Annotated in this window: 16 protein-coding genes; 1 reads left to right on the plus strand and 15 read right to left on the minus strand. The window is 36.0% G+C overall.

Going from position 1 to position 19,330, the window contains the following annotated elements:
* Window positions 1–87 precede the first annotated feature (87 nt).
* From mutM to BLQ56_RS00615, 12 genes are all read right to left on the minus strand, one after another.
* Window positions 88–912: a DNA-formamidopyrimidine glycosylase gene (gene mutM / locus BLQ56_RS00560; protein WP_090849129.1), complete on the minus strand. Its 825-nt coding sequence runs from the start codon at window positions 910–912 to the stop codon at window positions 88–90.
* A gap of 13 nt (window positions 913–925) precedes the next feature.
* The gene (polA, locus tag BLQ56_RS00565) at window positions 926–3,556 is read right to left on the minus strand and encodes a DNA polymerase I (protein ID WP_090849131.1); all 2,631 of its coding nucleotides are present in this window, start codon (window positions 3,554–3,556) and stop codon (window positions 926–928) included.
* A 272-nt stretch (window positions 3,557–3,828) separates the two neighbouring features.
* Window positions 3,829–4,029: a cold-shock protein CspD gene (cspD, locus tag BLQ56_RS00570; RefSeq protein ID WP_090849134.1), complete on the minus strand. Its 201-nt coding sequence runs from the start codon at window positions 4,027–4,029 to the stop codon at window positions 3,829–3,831.
* Between the two features lie 213 nt (window positions 4,030–4,242).
* On the minus strand, window positions 4,243–5,172 hold the full coding sequence (gene hflC / locus BLQ56_RS00575) for a protease modulator HflC (RefSeq protein ID WP_090849136.1): 930 nt from the start codon (window positions 5,170–5,172) through the stop codon (window positions 4,243–4,245).
* Entirely contained in the window at window positions 5,165–6,136 is a 972-nt protein-coding gene (gene hflK, locus BLQ56_RS00580; protein WP_090849138.1) for an FtsH protease activity modulator HflK, read from the minus strand. The genes hflC and hflK overlap by 8 nt, the downstream gene beginning before the upstream one ends.
* 210 nt (window positions 6,137–6,346) lie before the next feature.
* Window positions 6,347–8,083 (minus strand): two-component system histidine kinase PnpS, encoded by a 1,737-nt coding sequence (pnpS, locus tag BLQ56_RS00585; protein ID WP_090849140.1) that lies wholly within the window; start codon window positions 8,081–8,083, stop codon window positions 6,347–6,349.
* Window positions 8,076–8,792 (minus strand): response regulator transcription factor, encoded by a 717-nt coding sequence (locus BLQ56_RS00590; protein WP_090849141.1) that lies wholly within the window; start codon window positions 8,790–8,792, stop codon window positions 8,076–8,078. The genes pnpS and BLQ56_RS00590 overlap by 8 nt, the downstream gene beginning before the upstream one ends.
* Before the next feature lie 517 nt (window positions 8,793–9,309).
* Window positions 9,310–9,786: a MaoC/PaaZ C-terminal domain-containing protein gene (locus tag BLQ56_RS00595; protein WP_090849142.1), complete on the minus strand. Its 477-nt coding sequence runs from the start codon at window positions 9,784–9,786 to the stop codon at window positions 9,310–9,312.
* A gap of 186 nt (window positions 9,787–9,972) precedes the next feature.
* Window positions 9,973–10,914 (minus strand): malate dehydrogenase, encoded by a 942-nt coding sequence (mdh, locus tag BLQ56_RS00600; RefSeq protein WP_090849143.1) that lies wholly within the window; start codon window positions 10,912–10,914, stop codon window positions 9,973–9,975.
* Window positions 10,915–11,043: 129 nt separating this feature from the next.
* A complete protein-coding gene (icd, locus tag BLQ56_RS00605; protein ID WP_090849144.1) occupies window positions 11,044–12,315 on the minus strand; it encodes an NADP-dependent isocitrate dehydrogenase in 1,272 nt (423 codons plus the stop codon).
* Between the two features lie 105 nt (window positions 12,316–12,420).
* Complete coding sequence (gene citZ, locus BLQ56_RS00610; RefSeq protein WP_090849146.1) at window positions 12,421–13,539, minus strand: citrate synthase; 1,119 nt, start codon at window positions 13,537–13,539, stop codon at window positions 12,421–12,423.
* A gap of 298 nt (window positions 13,540–13,837) precedes the next feature.
* Window positions 13,838–14,299, minus strand: a complete 462-nt coding sequence (locus BLQ56_RS00615; protein WP_090849147.1) for a DUF441 domain-containing protein — start codon at window positions 14,297–14,299, stop codon at window positions 13,838–13,840.
* Window positions 14,300–14,452: 153 nt separating this feature from the next.
* Between BLQ56_RS00615 and ytvI the strand changes: the two genes are divergently transcribed.
* Complete coding sequence (gene ytvI / locus BLQ56_RS00620; protein ID WP_090849150.1) at window positions 14,453–15,571, plus strand: sporulation integral membrane protein YtvI; 1,119 nt, start codon at window positions 14,453–14,455, stop codon at window positions 15,569–15,571.
* A 211-nt stretch (window positions 15,572–15,782) separates the two neighbouring features.
* Here the strand turns inward: ytvI and BLQ56_RS00625 are convergent, their stop codons facing one another.
* The 3 genes from BLQ56_RS00625 to pfkA form a co-directional block, all read right to left on the minus strand.
* Window positions 15,783–16,169, minus strand: coding sequence for an FxsA family protein (locus BLQ56_RS00625; RefSeq protein WP_090849152.1), 387 nt, complete (start codon window positions 16,167–16,169; stop codon window positions 15,783–15,785).
* A 104-nt stretch (window positions 16,170–16,273) separates the two neighbouring features.
* Window positions 16,274–18,034, minus strand: a complete 1,761-nt coding sequence (pyk, locus tag BLQ56_RS00630; RefSeq protein WP_090849154.1) for a pyruvate kinase — start codon at window positions 18,032–18,034, stop codon at window positions 16,274–16,276.
* A gap of 132 nt (window positions 18,035–18,166) precedes the next feature.
* Window positions 18,167–19,126: a 6-phosphofructokinase gene (gene pfkA / locus BLQ56_RS00635; RefSeq protein WP_090849156.1), complete on the minus strand. Its 960-nt coding sequence runs from the start codon at window positions 19,124–19,126 to the stop codon at window positions 18,167–18,169.
* Window positions 19,127–19,330: the final 204 nt, after the last annotated feature.

A 19,330-nucleotide genomic window follows, 5' to 3' on the forward strand; every position in this document is an offset into this window, starting at 1 on the left:
TAAAAGCTCCTCCCTCTAACAATCGCTTAGTTAGTGTATGAAAGGAGCCTATCTGATGTGAACTGTCCCACCTTAAATTAATATTCGCTATTTTTGGCATTTAGGGCAATAGTGGGTACCCCGACCACCTACAACCGTTTTCTCTATCTCAGTTCCACAGGTTTTACACGCCTCACCCTTTTGACCATAAACAAATAATTGAAGCTGAAACATCCCAATTTCTCCTTGTGAATTTACATAAGATCGGATTGTGCTGCCACCTTTATCAACAGCTTCCTGTAAAGTTAAAATGATCTCAGAATGAAGTTTTTTTATTTCTTTTGGTTTAAGTGAGTTAGCTTCCCGTTCTGGATGTATCCCAGCCCTGAACAAAGCCTCGTCTACATAAATATTCCCAAGTCCGACAACAATCTTTTGATCTAATAAGGCAACTTTGACTTTTCGGTTTGTTTTTTTTAAGTATTCCTTAAGCCGTTTTTCGGAAAACTCGTCTGAAAAAGGTTCTGGACCTAGCCCAGTCAGTGGTTGACTATGATCTTCTTCGCCTTTTATGAACAAGTGCATTGTCCCGAATTTGCGAACATCTCGGTATCGAAGCTCTGAACCATCTGTAAATGTTATTAAGACATGTGTATGTTTATCATATGGCTCATCACTTGGATACAATCCAAACCGGCCTTCCATCCTCAAATGCGACAGTAGAGTGTAGTCATCTAAAAAGAACTTAATAAACTTCCCTCTCCGCCCCACATCATGGATTGTCTGTCCTTTTAAAGCATCAATAAATTGGTCACTATTATCTGGTTTTTTGATCATTTTGGGCCAAAAAATTTTAACATTTCTAATGGTCTTGCCAGCTACTAGTCCAATTAATGTACGCCTTACAGTTTCTACCTCTGGTAATTCTGGCATACAATCACTTCCTTTATTTAGCGTCGTACCATGTCGGTCCAAATGAATAATCTACCTTTAATGGCACTTTTAACTCAACTGCATTTTCCATTACTTCTGGAACAATTTTTTCAAGGATCTGAATTTCATCTCTTGGCGCTTCAAATATTAATTCATCATGAACCTGCAAGAGCACTTTTGAATTTAGATTTTCTGATTTTAATCTTTCTGCCATATCAATCATTGCTTTTTTAATGATATCTGCGGCACTTCCTTGAATTGGTGTGTTCATGGCTGTTCTTTCGGCAAAGCTTCTCACATTAAAATTACGAGCAGTGATCTCTGGAATATATCGTCTTCGATGAAGTAAAGTTTCAACATACCCTTTTTGCTTTGCATCTTGAACAATTTCTTCCATATATTCTTTCACTCCAGGGAAACTCTCTAAATATCTTGCAATAAACTTACCTGCATCTTTTCGCGTTATATCCAAGCTCTGTGATAAACCATAATCACTAATTCCATAAACAATACCGAAATTCACGGCTTTGGCTTGTCTTCTCATGTTAGAAGTAACTTCATCTTCCTTCACGTGAAAAACATCCATTGCTGTTTTAGTGTGGATATCAAGATCATTGTTAAATGCATCAATTAAATTTGCATCATTTGCGATATGTGCTAAGACACGTAATTCAATTTGAGAATAATCTGCTGCGAAGATTACCCAGTCACTATGTGAAGGTACGAAAGCTTGTCTGATTTTGCGTCCTTCTTCTAATCTTATAGGTATATTTTGCAAATTAGGGTCTGTCGAGCTTAATCTACCTGTTTGTGTAAGTACTTGATTATAAATAGTATGAACCTTTGCTGTATCATTATGAACTACCTTTAATAGACCTTCAATATAGGTAGACTGCAATTTCCCAAGTTGTCGGTAATCTAAAATGTATTTAATAATGGGATGCTGGTCTGCTAACTTTTCTAGAATATCAGCCGATGTAGAATATCCTGTTTTTGTTTTCTTTACTACAGGTAAATTGAGTTTTTCAAATAAAATCACACCTAGTTGCTTGGGAGAATTAACATTAAACTCTTCACCCGCTAATTCATAGATGCTTTTCTCAAGTGATGCCAATTTCTCTCCAATTTCTTTCCCCATCGATTGAAGTCTAGGAATGTCGACTGTAATCCCCTCTGATTCCATATCAGCTAGGATGCGGGCAAGAGGCATCTCCAAGTCTGTAAATAATTCATATTGTTCATTTTGCTTCAAATCTTCAATATATAATTCTTTTAACTTATGTAAAGCGACTGCTTTTCGAACAAGATGCTCAGCCAGAATATTTTCATCAGGGCAACATCTTTTTGCTCCTTTTCCATAAACAATCTCATCGGATTGAACTTGATTCAAGCCCTTAGCTTTTGCGATTGTTGCAATATCTTCTGTCGATAATGCTGGATTGAGAATATAGCTAGCAATTAAACAGTCAAATTCTACACCATTCAAATCAATACCCTTCCAACCTAAAGCAACAATTGATCGTTTTCCATCATAAACAGTTTTCTTATTTCTCTCATTTGATGCCCATTCTTTAAAAAGCTCCGATTTTAGCGCGATTTCTGTAGGAATAAAGAAAGACCCATGTTCATTTACGATGGCAATGCCTTGGATTTCAGATTTATGATAATTGGCCTCCATCACTTCAATAATAATCGTTGAATCTGAAGCTAATACTTCTTCTGTAAATCCTTGAACAATTGTAAACTTAATTTCTTCTAAAATTTGTTCATCCGCACTTTCAGTAATATCCATTTTTTCAAGGAGTGAGTTAAACCCTAGCTCTTTAAATAATTCGTAGACTTTTTTCTCGTCATAGCCTTCATAAATTGTATCTTCTAAAGCAAATTTAACAGGTGCTTCTTTATGAATTGTAGCCAATTGCTTGCTTAGAATCGCTTGTTCCTTAAACTCTTCAAGCTTTTCTTGTAGCTTCTTGCCACTTACCTTATCCGTATTTTCAAGTAATTGTTCAAGTGTTCCAAATTCTTTTAGTAATTTTAACGCTGTTTTCTCTCCCACACCTGGAACACCTGGAATATTATCTGAGGTATCTCCCATCAGACCTTTCATATCTATAATACGTTCTGCAGGTATACCATACTTTTCCTCAATAAAGGCTGGTGTGTACGAATCTACATCAGTAATCCCTTTTTTTGTAATGTCTACTGTGATTTTGTCAGTGGCCAATTGGGTTAAATCTTTATCTCCAGAAATAACCTTAACTTCAAATCCTTCTTCCTCAGCTTTCACTGATAAAGTACCTATAATATCGTCAGCTTCATAGTTCTCAAGTTCATATCGAGGGACTTTATAAGCATCTAAAAGTTCACGAACAAATGCGAATTGTTCTGAAAGCTCTGGGGGAGTTTTTTGGCGTCCGCCTTTATACTCACTGAATGTAGAGTGACGAAAAGTTGTTTTCCCTGCATCAAATGCAACAAGCATATGTGTTGGTTTTTCTTGTTCGAGGATTCTCATAAGCATCATTGTAAACCCATATACAGCATTTGTATGGATTCCTTTATCATTATTAAGAAGAGGTAGTGCGAAGAATGCACGATAGGCTATACTGTTTCCATCTATTAAAACTAATTTTTTACTCAATTTAGATCCTCCCTATTTCTTTCAAGACTTTTTTATATTTTATCATGTTTAGAAAAAGAAAGGAAAATAAGAAAAGCGCAAGGCGACCGTTCATCAGCGACAGGCATAAGCCAATCCGTCTAGAAGGTTGCTCTTTAACCTTCTAGACGGATTGGCTTATGACCCAGAGCTGATGGCGCCTGGAGCTAGACACCATGAAAAGCGCAAGGCGCCCAGAGCGTTAACATTAAAAAAAACAGACTCTTAAAAGAGTCTGTTTTTGCTTATATAGATTAAGCTTTATTTACGTTAGCAGCTTGTGGTCCACGGTTACCATCAACGATTTCAAAAGTAACTGTTTGACCTTCTTCTAAAGATTTGAAACCTTCGCCTTGAATAGCTGAGAAGTGAACGAATACATCGTCTCCACCTTCGCGCTCGATAAATCCGAAACCTTTTTCTGCGTTAAACCATTTTACTTTACCTTCTAACATTTTGTTTCCTCCTTGTGTGTATGGACACAATGTAATACTATTCTTGCTCTTAGATATTTCAAGACGAAAAGCCATTTAGAACTGTTCTATCCAAACAATCCGAACAAAAATAATTCTCCTTAATTTTAACAGTTTGCCTAGAAATTTTCAAGCATTTATAACCAACATTTTCTATTTATCAGCTTAAATGAAAAGGGTTACATCACTCTACTCTTATTCCATATATCCCATTAGAATTCTTGCATAAGGAGAGTCTGATGGAAGAATAATGACTGTCTTTCCATTGATCGTCTTCTTATATGATTCTAACGTTCTATAGAGACTATAAAATTCCGGATCTTTAGAAAAGGAATCGTTATATATTCTCGCTGCTTCCCCTTCTCCAGCCCCTCGAATCACTTCTGCATCAGCTTGAGCTTTTGCCAACATTTCCGTTACTTCTCGGTCTGTTTCAGCGATGATTCGATTTTTTTGTGCATCCCCCATTGATAAATACTCTTGAGCTGTTGATTCACGCTCTGAAATCATTCTAGTGAAGACAGATTGTTCATTTGCTGTTGGTAAATCTGTTCTTTTCATTCTTATATCAGTAACAGAAATGCCATAGTTATCAAGTGCTAATAATTCATTCACTTTATCTGTTATCCGATCGTTCAAGCTACCTCTTGATGACTTCTCATCATTTATAATTTCATCATAGTTTAGTTGTCCTAATTCGGTTCTGATAGCCGAGTAGATAAACTCATCAAGCTTTGTCTCAGCTCCCACTACAGTTCTTGTTGTTGAAATCATTTTTATCGGATCATCGACCTTCCAAACTGCATAATTATCAATAATCATTCTTTTCTTATCTCTCGTATTGATTTCAGCTTCTTTCACATCATAAACCATTTGATATTTAGGTAATGTCTCAACCGTTTGAACGAAAGGGATTTTATAAGTGAGTCCTGGAGTATCTTTTATTCGAACAACCTCACCGAACTGACGAATAACCTTATATTCTCCTTCTTTAACTATCAACAAATTTGTTAAGATAATCCCTAACAAAACAAGAGTTACAACTAATAGAATTCCTACTCTTGTATACTTTTTCCACTCATTATTTCCACGATCTTTTAAATCGACGATGTTTTCATTACTCATTTGATCCACTACCTCCCTCTACAACTGCTGGTGTTTGTTTTTGTTCTTCTAGAGGACGAATCGGAAAGTATTTCATTGTATTTCCATCATCATTCATGATATAAATTTCAGCACCCGGCAATACCTGATCAAGCGTCTCTAAGACAAGACGTTGTCTAGTAATTTCAGGAGAATTTTTATATTCATTATACAATTCATTAAAGATCGCAACATCACCACGTGCAATTTCAATACGTGCTGCACGGTCTCCTTCTGCTCTAGAAATCATTGCGTCTTTTTCACCTTCTGCTTCTTGGCTCTTTTGATTCTTATACTTGTTAGCTTCGTTTATTTTTGTATTCATGGTTTCACGGGCATCTGTTACATTTGTAAAGGCTTTACGAACATCTTCATTAGGTAGTTCTACATCTTGAAGCTTTACCCCGACAATCGATATCCCAACATCATACTTCTCTATTAATGATGTTAATAAGTCACGTACTTCAGCTTCAATTTCCGCTTTTCCAGATGTTAATGCATCATCAATTTTTGAACTTCCGATAATGCTACGAAGTGAAGCTGATGTTGCATTATGAAGAATTTGCTCTGGATCTTCTGAATTAAATAAGTAGCTAGCAGGATCTGTGATTTTCCACTGAACAACTAAATCAGCAAGAACAATATTTTCATCACCAGTAATCATTTTTGTTTCATCATCATATTCAACAATTTCTCCGTCTTTTTCTTCATAGCCAAATTGCAAACTGAAGTTTACTTTTGGTAACACTTCCACTGTTTGAATCGGCCAAGGTAACTTAAATTTGAGGCCCGGTTCGACAATCGGATCTCCCGCTTCCCCAAATGTTAAAATAACAGCCTGCTCTGATTCGTCCACTGTATACCATGATGTTACCGCAACAACACCAAGGATTATTACAACAATCGATAGTCCAATGATTGTATAAATACGCTTGATACTAACCATGTAATTCCCCTCTTTCTATAATACTTTGTATCTATCTATTTACGAGTATATGGTGAAAAGGTTTCAAAAAGATTAATTTTCAACAAAAAAAAGAGTGAAGACAGTTGTCCTCACTAATGATCCTTCTTGGATGAAGGGGTTTCATAAACATCATACATTTCGTTTATGAAGGAAAAAATAATCTATTGTAAATATTTTGTAAAGATTTGTCTACATTCTTTTGAAAGCTAATCTAAAGGAAGTTCCCTCTTCAGGCTTACTAGTAACTGTTATTTCACCATGATGCGCTTCCACTAAATGCTTTACAATAGCTAATCCCAATCCTGTTCCACCAGAATTTCTACTTCTTGCTTTATCAACTCTGTAGAATCTCTCAAAAATTCTTGGAAGTTCTTTTTCATCGATACCAGTACCAGTATCGATCACAAACACTTCAACTACTTCTTTTTTCTTACGAATATCTACTTTTATTTTTCCATTAGGTGGAGTATAGGTAATTGCATTAGTAATTAAATTGATAAAAATTTGCTTTAACCGGTAAACATCCCCTGAAATAAAAATATTTTCATCATTGTAAATTAAGTCTAATCGTATCTCTTTTTCTTCTGCTTTTCCTTTTAGCATGATTAGTGTATCTTCAATTAGTTCGTTCATGTTTACTTGACCAAGATTAAGTTGAAACCCTTGCTGCTCCACCTTGCTCAATTCAAGTAAATCTTCAATTAACGATTGCAATCGTTCACTTTCCTTTAAAATAATTGATAAAAATGATTCCAGTGTTTCTCGATCCTCAAGAGCACCATCTAAAAGTGTCTCTGAAAAACCTTTTATCGATGTGATAGGTGTTTTCAATTCATGTGATACATTTGCTACAAAGTCCTTACGCATTTGCTCTAGCTTTTTCAGTTCAGAAATATCATGAAAAACTAGGACAATCCCTTTCCATTCATCATTCAATCCAATAATTGGTGCACCATATACTTCAAAATGCTTTCGATCAATAGGAAATTGGAGTAGAAGTTGTTTTTTGACGGTCTCTTCCGTCATAAAAATTTCTTCAATCAGTGCAACGATTTCTCTGTATTGAATTGATTCATGGTAAAGTTGATTAGAGTAATCAGCGCTTTTAACAGAAAATAACTCCTTATATGCACGGTTTGCCAAATTGATATACCCTTTACCATCAATTAATAAGAGGCCACTTCCCATATTTTCAATAAGTGTTCGGAGACGATCTTGCTGCATTTCATGATCTCTCGTAACGTTCTGTAAGTTTCTAGCTAGAATATTGATTGATTGACTAAGCATTCCAGTTTCATCAATACTTTCTTCATAGGTTCTAGCTTTATAGTTTCCTTTAGCTAACTCTATTGCTACTGCAGTTGCCGATTCTATTGGTTTTGTATATTGAGTAGTAATCTTAACACCTAGCATCACAATAACAATTAGAGCCAACCCCAAACTAGCGATAAGAATAACCCATATATGCTCGTATACCTCTTTTAGTGACTCGACAGGTGTACTTAAAATAACATAACCGTCAAATCCTCCGTTTTTAATAATTGGTGCACCATAGTAATAGACGTCATATTGGTCATCCGTTAGCTTGAAATTCTTCGTTTTTGATAAATACTGATGGATCATGTCCTCTACTTCCTTACCACTGTTAAGAGAGTCAAGAAAGAGGGAGCCATCTTTATTTAGTATTGTTATTCTAGAATCAAGTGATTCACTCATTAATTTTAGGTTTTCTAATAATTCTGGATGCTGTAATCCTTGATCACTTACATAAAACCCCACTAAGTTCGTTTCTTTTTCCATCCGCTCGTTATAAGTATTAAGATAAAAACCTTTGAACATTGCTCCTAGTAATATCCCGATACCTACTAAAACGATTGTAATTAAAGTAATAAATCCAAAAAGAAGACGGAAACGAAATTTATTCATTCCCCTTTGGCTCCTCAAGCTTATAGCCAAGGCCTCTGATAGTCTTGATATAAATTGGCTTTTTTGTATCTCGTTCAATTTTTTCTCTTAAATGGCTAATATGTACATCCACAATTCTAGTGTCACCTGCAAAATCGTAATTCCAAACTGCACTTAAAAGTTGATCACGAGTTAATACTCTACCTTTATGTTTAGCTAGATAGACAAGAAGTTCAAATTCCTTTGGTGTTAACTCTAGTCTATTCTCATTAAAGTACGCCTCATAATGCTCAGGTAGGATTAGCAAATCGGAAATAACCAACTTCTCTGATGTATCTTCTAGTTCAGTTTGAACTTCTACTTGAGTTATTCTTCTTAAAATAGCCTTCACTCTTGCTACTACTTCTCTCGGACTAAAAGGCTTTGTTAGGTAATCATCTGCACCTAATTCTAAACCGAGTACCTTATCGAATTCGTCATCCTTGGCTGTTAACATGAAAATGGGAGTCGCTATTCGTTTCTGTCTAAGCTCCTTACAAACTTCAATACCGTCCATTTTTGGAAGCATTAAATCAAGAATAATCAAATCGGGTTGTTCATGAATTGCAGCATTTAAACCTGCTTCTCCATCCATTGCTGTAATTACCTCAAACCCTGCTTGTTTAAGGTTATACTGAAGCAATGTTACAATTGACTGTTCATCATCAACAACTAATACTTTTTTGTTCATATGTTCCTCCAAAATAGTAGATTAAACCCCAGCATCTTCAAGAATTATGTTAAAAAATGTCCTCACATCCACACATGTAAAACAATGTAAGTAATTCTTTCCTAACACAAATCAACCTGCTTCTCTCTCTATCTACTTTTCATTATATTGGAACTTACAGAATAGACCAATCTTTTTGTTTAATAGTTGCTATACTTTTTTATGTATACGCTTTTATAATGTGAACTTAGCCATATTGTAAAACGTCACATAATTTAAGAGGCTCTTTTCTATAGGCTGTTTTCGTATAAATTGTTGCTTTTAAAGCCGCAGGCTGAATACACTCCGCGTCCAGTGGGTGACCAGTGAGCCTCCTCGTCGCTAAGCTCCTGTGGGGTCTCACTTTGGCCACTGGTCCCACAGGAGTCTACGTGTATTCAACCTGCTTGTATCTACCATTACAATACTTTATGTCTAAAACAAAAAACTTTGATAAAGAGCCTATTAAAAAAAGAAGCCAAAAAATTCAGCTTCTTTTTTAAAAGTTTTCTAATATTTTACCATCAAGCTGTACTAGCTTTTGTGGAGGTGAAACTGTTATGGTTCCCTCCACAACATGATCATCATTATCATCTACTGCAACTACGGTTATTTCTACAATTTTGGCAATCGAATCTACTTTTGTCACTTCAAACAAAAATTCAACAGTCGCATAATGATATACATGTTTAGGAAAAGATATTTCTTGTTTTAGAATGTGACTTCCCGGCCCAGGTAAATATTTAGATACTGCTGACGTAATAATACCAGTAAGCATAATACTTGGGACAATCGGTTTTTCAAAAGGTGTTTGGGATGCATAATCATGTTGAACATATAAAGGATTCGCATCGTTCGTTAAACCAAGGAAAAGCAACAAATCCTTATCCTCAATTTTTTCGGTTAACGATAGCTTTTCTCCTATTTTTATTTCATCCACCATTCGACCTAGCTTTCTCTTTTTTCCTAATAGCATGACATTAGCACCTCCGCAGGTTTAACCACACAGATATTTTTTAATAAACGAATTAAAAAGGCTGCTTCTAGAAGTGTATGCTTAAGCTCCCTTTAATAGTTCGTAACATATTGTTTATCTTACCAAATGAAGATACAATATACCAACTAATAGGAGCAACCTCTAGAAACAGCCTTCTATTATCGATTATTCTAAAATGTTCATAACACTTTTAACGGAATCTGCTGACTTTTGCAGTGCAGCTTGTTCCTCAGGTTCTAATTCAAGTTCAATAATCTTCTCAATACCATTTGCACCTAGAACAGTTGGTACACCAAGGTAAATCCCATCATACCCATATTCGCCCTCTAAGTATGCAATTGCAGGTATAACTCTTCTTTGGTCCTTAATAATTGATTCAACCATTTCCACTAAAGAAGCAGCAGGTGCATAGTATGCACTTCCATTTCCCAGTAAGTTAACAATTTCCCCGCCACCCTTACGAGTACGCTCTACAATGGCATCAAGACGATCTTGTGAGAGTAGTTTCTGTAGAGGAATACCACCCGCATATGAATAGCGTACTAATGGAACCATATCATCACCATGTCCGCCCAATACGAAACCTGTTACGTCTTTAACGGAAAGATTGAGCTCTCCTGCCACAAATGTTCTGAAACGAGCAGTATCTAAAACTCCTGATTGTCCTATTACGCGATTCTTTGGAAACCCGGACTCTTTGAATACTGTGTATGTCATTGCATCAACAGGATTAGTTAAAACAATAATATGACAGTTTGGAGAGTACTTCACCACTTCTTGTGTAACACTCTTCATGATTTTCTGATTGGTTTGTACAAGGTCATCCCGACTCATTCCAGGTTTACGAGCAATGCCAGCAGTAATCACAACAATATCGGAGTCTACTGTATCTCTGTAATCAGCAGTTCCAATAATATTTACATCAAAACCTTGAACTGGACTAGCCTCAAGCATGTCTAGAGCTTTCCCTTTTGTCGGATTTTCCATTTGTGGAATATCAACTAACACAACATCTGCTAGCTCTTTTTGTGCTGTTAAGAAAGCTGTCGTAGCACCTGTAAAGCCCCCACCTATAACAGAAACTTTTTTTCGTTTGAACTGTGACATTTTATTTCCTCCTAATCATATTATTTTCAAAAAGATATACAACAATCAAATGTAGCTATTCTTTAGAAAATACCCTTTTAACGAGAAAAAAATGTAAGGAGGTGTTATAAACACCTCCTTGTCACCTAATTAACCTAAGTTTTTGATTAGTTCATTTGCAAATTCTGAACAAGCAACTTCAGTTGCACCATCCATAAGACGTGCGAAGTCATATGTCACAACTTTAGAAGCAATTGTTTTTTCCATTGAATTAGTAATTAGTTGAGCAGCTTCATTCCATCCAAGGTGCTCAAGCATTAATACTCCTGAAAGTAAAACAGAAGATGGGTTTACTTTATCAAGACCAGCATATTTCGGTGCTGTACCATGTGTTGCTTCAAAGATTGCATGGCCAGTTTCATAGTTAATATTTGCTCCTGGAGCAATACCAATCCCACCAACCTGTGCAGCTAATGCATCAGAAATGTAGTCACCATTTAAATTCATTGTTGCAACAACATCAAATTCACGTGGTCTTGTTAAAATTTGTTGTAGGAAAATGTCAGCAATAGAATCTTTAATAATGATTTTCCCTGCAGCTTCAGCATCGCTTTGTGCTTTGTTTGCAACATCCTTACCTTCTGTCTCAACTAGGCGATCATATTCAGCCCATGTAAATACTTTATCTCCAAATTCCTTCTCAGCAAGCTCATAACCCCAGTTCTTAAATGCACCTTCAGTGAATTTCATAATATTCCCTTTATGCACTAAAGTGACTGATTTACGACCATGCTCAATTGCATAGTTAATCGCTGCACGGACTAGACGAGTTGTACCTTCTTGAGAGACTGGCTTGATTCCAATTCCTGAAGTTTCTGGGAAACGGATTTTATTAACACCCATTTCATTTTGTAAGAATGAAATTAGTTTCTCAACTTCTTCTGAACCCTTTGCATATTCAATTCCAGCATAAATATCTTCAGTATTTTCACGGAAGATTACCATATCAGTATCTTCAGGGCGTTTAATTGGAGAAGGAACTCCATTGAAATAACGCACAGGACGTAAGCATGTAAATAAATCTAGTTCCTGACGTAACGCAACATTTAATGAGCGGATTCCACCACCAATTGGAGTAGTTAAAGGCCCTTTAATCGCAATTATGTACTCACGTATAACATCTAAAGTTTCTGCTGGTAACCATTCACCTGTTTGGTTAAATGCCTTTTCTCCAGCTAATACTTCTTTCCATACAATTGACTTTTCGCCATTATATGCTTTTTCAACAGCAGCTTCTAAAACACGTGAAGCGGCAGCCCAAATATCAGGTCCAATTCCATCACCTTCAATATAAGGAATAATTGGATTGTTTGGTACGTTTAAAACCTCATTTGATACTGTAATTTTTTCACCTTTGCTCACAAAAAAAACCTCCCATAATTTAAATCAATATATAGAGGCCAAAAAAACTGACCTCTCTATTAACTACTATTCCATTCTATAAGAAAAGTAGAAAAATATCATGCATTATCCTCTTTTGTCTATTGGAACATATACTTGCTTACCTGGTCCACTATATTCAGCGCGTGGACGTATTAGTCTGTTATTATCATACTGTTCTAGGATATGCGCTAACCAGCCCGACACACGGCTTACCGCAAAAATAGGTGTAAACAAATCATGATCTATACCTAAGCTATGGTAAACAGATGCGGAATAAAAGTCTACATTAGGAGGAAGCGGTTTTGATGTCGTAACAATTTCCTCGATTCTAGTAGACATTTCATACCATTTTGGCTCACCTGTAAGATTTGTAAGTTTCTCAGACATAGCCTTTAAATGTTTGGCTCTAGGATCACCTTTGCGGTATACGCGATGACCAAACCCCATTATTTTTTCCTTATTATTCAATTTATCAAGGATATAAGGCTCAACATTTTCTACAGAACCTATTTCCGTTAACATTTTCATTACCGCTTCGTTCGCGCCTCCATGTAGAGGACCTTTCAATGCGCCAATAGCAGATGTGACACCAGAATACACATCAGATAGTGTAGCTACACACACACGAGCGGTGAATGTTGATGCATTTAACTCATGATCAGCATGCAGCACTAATGCCTTATTAAACGCTTCTTCTGCTATAGCAGTAGGTTCTTCTCCACTTAACATGTACAAAAAGTTAGAAGCAAAGCTTAAATCTTTACGTGGAGCAACAGGTTCTAAACCTTTTCTTACTCGAGAGAACGCTGTTACGATTGTTGGGATTTTTGCTTGAAGGCGAACTGCTTTTCGATAGTTAGCATCATTATTCATCACATCTGCTTCTTCATCATAAAGACTGAGCAATGAAACTGCAGATCTAAGTGCTGCCATTGGATGTACATTGTTAATTGGGTATGTTTTAAAATGATTAAGAACTTCCTCTGGTAGCGAAGCATTTTCACCTAATAATTCAACGAGTTCTGCAAGCTCCTTTTGATTAGGTAGCTTTCGATGCCATAATAAATAAATTACTTCTTCAAAACTTGCGTGTTCTGCAAGTTCATCAATGTTATAACCCGCATAGGTCAAGGTATCATCAATAATTGAGCTGACTGATGATGTTGTCGCCACAACCCCTTCAAGTCCCTTTGTTACTGTCATCTTAGATCTCCCCTTTTCTAAAAATCTCCCATTACCTTTTTACTTATTGATTTTCCATCTGAGCGGATGCTCAAAAATAAGCCACAATTTGTGTTTTTGAATATTCACTCAAAAGAAAATGCTTTCATTTCAGCCTAAAAAAAGAGAATAAAATCAAATTAATTAGGCTAATAATTGGAACCATAAGAAAATTATGTAGATGGATGCTCAATCTCAAAGTCTATTATATACAATTATCAGACTTTTGTGAATCAAAAGAGTAAAAATGAACTTTCAAGTTTCTCTATACTATTAAATATTAGGAGAAGTAATTCACGAATCTCATCACTACATAAGCAATACCAGCTCCAATTAATGGACCAACTGCCACTCCCTTAAAAAGAGATACAGCGATAATTGTACCAAATACTAGTGCCGTGGTAATATGAGGATCCTCTGCTAGAAGATTCACGCCACCTTTTGCTAATAGTGCCACGATAATTCCTGAACATAATGCAATCCATGCATATGCTGATTTCAAGGCATCTCCTAATTGTTTAAAACCAATTTCTCCAGTAGCTATGGGTACTAGTACAGCAATTGTTATAACTGTAACACCCCAGTGAATACCTTTGCTTTGTATATATGGAAAAATACGTGTGTCTAGGCCTGTAACTTTGACAATGAGCAGTGTTCCTACAGCAATCATTAATGATTGATTTTTACCAAAAAATCCAACTATTAATAAGATCAGTAAGAACAACGTTGATTGATTGAACAACCTCATATCATCCTTTCTTACACACCCACTTTATATGGTAACATATTTTAAATAATTTATCCAAGTTAACAACCTACCTTTCTAAAAATGTAATACTTTCCATATACATTACTACAATGTAAAATATGGATAATTAGGTTAGGAGGGAAGCTTTTGAAATTAGAACATCTTTATAGCATAATTCGCTTTCTAGTTGTACTTATTTCTATTATTCTTGGGGTTATTTTTGCTTATTATTTGTTAAGAGTAACTTATCCATTCTTAATTGCTTTCGCAATTTCATTTTTCATTCAACCTCTTGTTATATTTTTTCAAGAAAAAGCACGTTTACCAAAGTCATTGGCCGTTTTTCTATCCCTTGTTCTTGTATTCGGGAGCATAGCAGGTGTTTTAACACTATTAGTTGCAGAAATTATTTCTGGAGCAAATTACTTAGCTAACGTTGTGCCAAATCACTTTGAAAATCTAGTTGTACATATTGAACAGATCGTTGCCGGTCAATTAATACCTCTTTATAATCAACTAACTACCCTGTTTAATAATTTAGAGTCAGGGCAACAACAATCAATCATTACGAATATCGAGAGTGTCGGAAAGACTGTTGCGACAAATGTTGGTCAATTTATTCAAACATTCCTCTTAAAAATCCCTGATTTTCTTGGATGGTTACCAAATGCAGCGACCGTTATCATCTTTTCATTATTGGCTACATTTTTTATTAGTAAGGATTGGGAAAAAATCATTCGTTTTTCGCGAAAAATTATCCCCTCTAAAGCCCGAACTAGTAGTAAAACCGTGATTATTGATCTACAGCGTGCACTATTTGGTTTTATAAAAGCTCAAGCTACACTAATCTCGATTACAACCGTCATTGTCTTAATTGGCCTATTAATCCTTCGAGTAGATTATGCCATTACCATTGCATTACTTATTGGCCTAGTGGACATTTTGCCTTATTTAGGGACAGGGTTGGTGTTTGTCCCATGGATTATTTATACAGCACTTAGTGGCAATGTTGAATTTGCCATTGGTTTAGGAATATTATACATTATCATTTTGGTACAGAGACAACTAATGGAACCAAAGATATTATCATCAAGCATAGGTTTAGACCCTCTTGCTACATTGATTTCATTGTTTGTTGGTTTTAAACTAATCGGATTTTTAGGTCTAATAGTTGGTCCAGTTACTTTAGTGATCATAAAAACTTTGCACTCAGCTCGAGTGTTTGATGATTTATGGAATTACATTACCGGAAAAAACACCCTATAACAAGAAAAGCGCAAGCGCCTTGGTCAGCCCCGACAGGCATAAGGGGAATCACGCAGGAAATCTTGTTTTCCGTAGTGATTCGACTTATGACCCCGAGGGGCTAGGCGCTGGAGCTAGACACAAAAACTGGGTTAAAATTTTTTACTTTCCTATAATAAAATAAGAGGTTGACTACTATAGTGTGTACACTAAAAGTGGTCAACCTCTTATTTTATCTGATAATGGTAAAGTTACCTCGCTTAATGACACGTTGAATCCAGCGTCCGATCCACGGTTTAAATGCATTTCGTGTTGGTGGTAGTAATAATAAAAATCCAATTAAATCTGTTATAAAACCAGGAGTCAACAGAACTACTCCACCTACAAGAATACAAAGTCCATCAATGATCACATCGCTTGGCATTTGACCATATCGCATTTGATCTTGAAACCTTCTCAATGTTTCCATCCCTTGCCTCTTTGCAAGCCATGCTCCAAACACACCTGTCAAGATGATTAGAAGAATTGTTGGCCAAGGTCCAATAATATTACCTGAAAATACTAATAAGCCGATTTCTAATGCAGGTACGATAATAATTAAAGCCAATAACAAACGCATACTTATGGCCCCCTCACTCTTTTTAACAACATGCTTGTACCCAATATTGTATGTTAATGAAACAAAAGAGAGAAGGAAAACTCTCCTTCTCTCTTTAAAAAATCTTAAAGTACACTTGCATGTCCTTGATATACAATACCTCTAGATGAATCAACCGTAATATCTTGTCCATCATGTAAAACAGTTGTCGCATTTTCAACACCAACAATCACCGGGATCCCTAAGCTTAATCCTACGACTGCGGCATGACTAGTTAGTCCACCTTCTTCAGTAATAAGTGCAACCGCCTTTTCCATTGCACCAATCATATCACGATCTGTTCCTTTCGTTACTAAGACCGCTCCATCTTGCATTTTGTTAAGTGCATCATCGCTACTATCTGCAATAACTACTTTACCATATGCAGACTTCTGACCAATTCCTTGTCCCTTTACAATTACATCTCCTACAACATGAACTTTAATTAAGTTAGTTGTACCAGCTTCACCAGCAGGAACACCAGCTGTAATCACTACTAAATCTCCGTGATTAATAATTCCAGAACTTAATCCTTGTTCAACAGCAACATCTAACATTTCATCTGTTGATTTACACATTTTTCCTACTCTAGAATATACACCCCAAACAAGTGATAATTTTCTAGCAGTTGATTCATCAGCTGTTACTGCAATGATTGGTGCTTTCGGACGATATTTAGATATCATTTTAGCCGTATAACCACTTGCAGTTGATGCTAAGATTGAAGCAACATTCAAGTTAAGTGCTGTGTGAGCTACAGATTGACCAATCGCATCAGTGATTGTTGTACCAGATTGCTTGCTTCTTTTTGAAAGGATTTCACGATAATCAAGTGCTTGTTCAGCTCTTGAAGCAATATTATTCATTGTTTGAACAGCTTCAACTGGATAAATTCCCGCTGCAGTCTCTCCAGATAACATGATTGCATCTGTTCCATCAAAAATAGCGTTCGCAACATCACTAGCTTCTGCACGTGTTGGTCTAGGATTACGTTGCATTGAGTCAAGCATTTGAGTTGCAGTAATGACCGGCTTACCTGCAGCATTACACTTTTTAATTAAGTCCTTTTGAACTAGTGGTACTTCTTCAGCAGGGATTTCTACACCTAAATCACCACGAGCAACCATTAATCCATCTGACACTTCTAAAATTTCATTTATATTATCCACACCTTCTTGATTTTCAATCTTAGGGATAATTTGAATTTCTGAAGCTTTATGTTCTTCTAATAATTCACGGATTTCTAATACATCAGATGCGCGACGTACAAAAGATGCAGCAATGAAATCTACACCTTGTTCAATACCGAAAACAATATCTTTTGCATCCTTTTCAGTAATTCCAGGAAGGTTAACCTTTACACCAGGAACATTAACACCTTTTTTGTTCTTTAGTGTTCCACTGTTAAGAACTTTTGTTAAAATTTCATTTTTAGCTTTATCAACAGTGATTACTTCTAATCCAATTAATCCGTCATCCAATAGAATTTTAGAACCAGCTGACACATCATCCATCAAACCTGAATATGTAATTGAGAATTTCTCAGTTGTTCCAACTACCTCTTCCATTGAAACGATTACAGTTGAGCCTTCTTGTAACTCAATCGCCCCATTCTCCATTGTATTCGTACGAATCTCAGGACCTTTAGTATCTAAAAGAATCGCTACAGTTTTACCTGTGATCTTTGATGCTTCACGAATATTTTGGATTCTTGCACCATGCTCTTCAAAATCACCATGTGAAAAATTCAAGCGAGCAACATTCATTCCAGCCTTAATTAGTTCTGTTAATTTTTCAACACTTTCACTTGCTGGGCCAATTGTACAAACAATCTTCGTTTTACGCATTCTTTTGTCCTCCTATAACTCTACACCATAATTTATTATATTGTTTTGAAACCATTCGTTTAATCGCTCTAAAATTCTTTTGACAGAGGATTTACACTGTCAAAAGAATGAATGGGAGCGATACCATATAGACTAGATTGATAATTCTTGCGAAAGCAGGTACATGTTCTCATCGATTTTATGTGGTTGATTTAGAACTTCTAGTATATCATGATCTACTAACTCGTTCTTTTGGATACCAACAGCACGACCACCCTTACCTTCTAAAAGTAACTCAACAGCTCTTGCACCTAACCTACTTGCAAGTACTCGATCAAATGCTGTAGGAGATCCACCACGTTGAATATGACCTAACACACTCACACGAGTTTCTAGTTGTGTAGCTTCTTCAATTTTCTTACCGAATTCAACGCCACTTCCTACACCTTCAGCCACAATAATAATACTATGCTTTTTACCGCGCTCATGTCCTCGTTTCAAACGCTGTAGAACCTCATCCATATCATAATCAACCTCTGGGATTAAAATAGTTTCTGCTCCACCAGCTAAGCCTGCCCATAATGCGATATCTCCTGCATGTCTACCCATTACCTCAATTACATATGTACGTTCATGAGAAGTAGCTGTATCACGAATTTTGTCAATTGCATCAATGACTGTATTTAATGCTGTATCAAAACCAATTGTAAAGTCAGTTCCTGGAATATCGTTATCAATCGTTCCCGGAACTCCAACACATGGGAAACCGTGTTCAGTTAATTTCTGAGCACCGCGGTATGAACCGTCTCCACCAATTACGACAAGTCCTTCAATGCCTACCTTTTTCAGTTGTTCGATCCCTTTTTTCTGACCTTCAACTGTTTTAAACTCTTCACTTCTAGCAGTGTAAAGCTTGGTTCCACCTCTGTGAATAATATCCCCAACAGAGCCCAATTCAAGTTTTTTAATTTGTCCAGACATTAATCCTGAATACCCTTGATAAATACCATAAACTTCAATATTATGGTAAATAGCCTTTCTTACAACAGCACGGACTGCAGCATTCATACCAGGAGAATCTCCACCACTAGTTAAAACACCTATTTTTTTCATTTTTTTCACCTCATTATATATAGTTACAATTAGCAGAAGTTAAATACATGTTTTTAAATAAATATTCTTCACACCATTGTTCTACAATGTTTTTAACATACCATGAAGAAATTTTGAAAACAATAGAGATTATGTGAATAATTCATAGATATGAATAGAATGTATGAAGAACAGAGTAGATTTAACTATGCTAAAAATAAAAAA

Source organism: Litchfieldia salsa, from assembly GCF_900104555.1.
GTDB classification, from domain to species: domain Bacteria; phylum Bacillota; class Bacilli; order Bacillales; family Bacillaceae_L; genus Litchfieldia; species Litchfieldia salsa.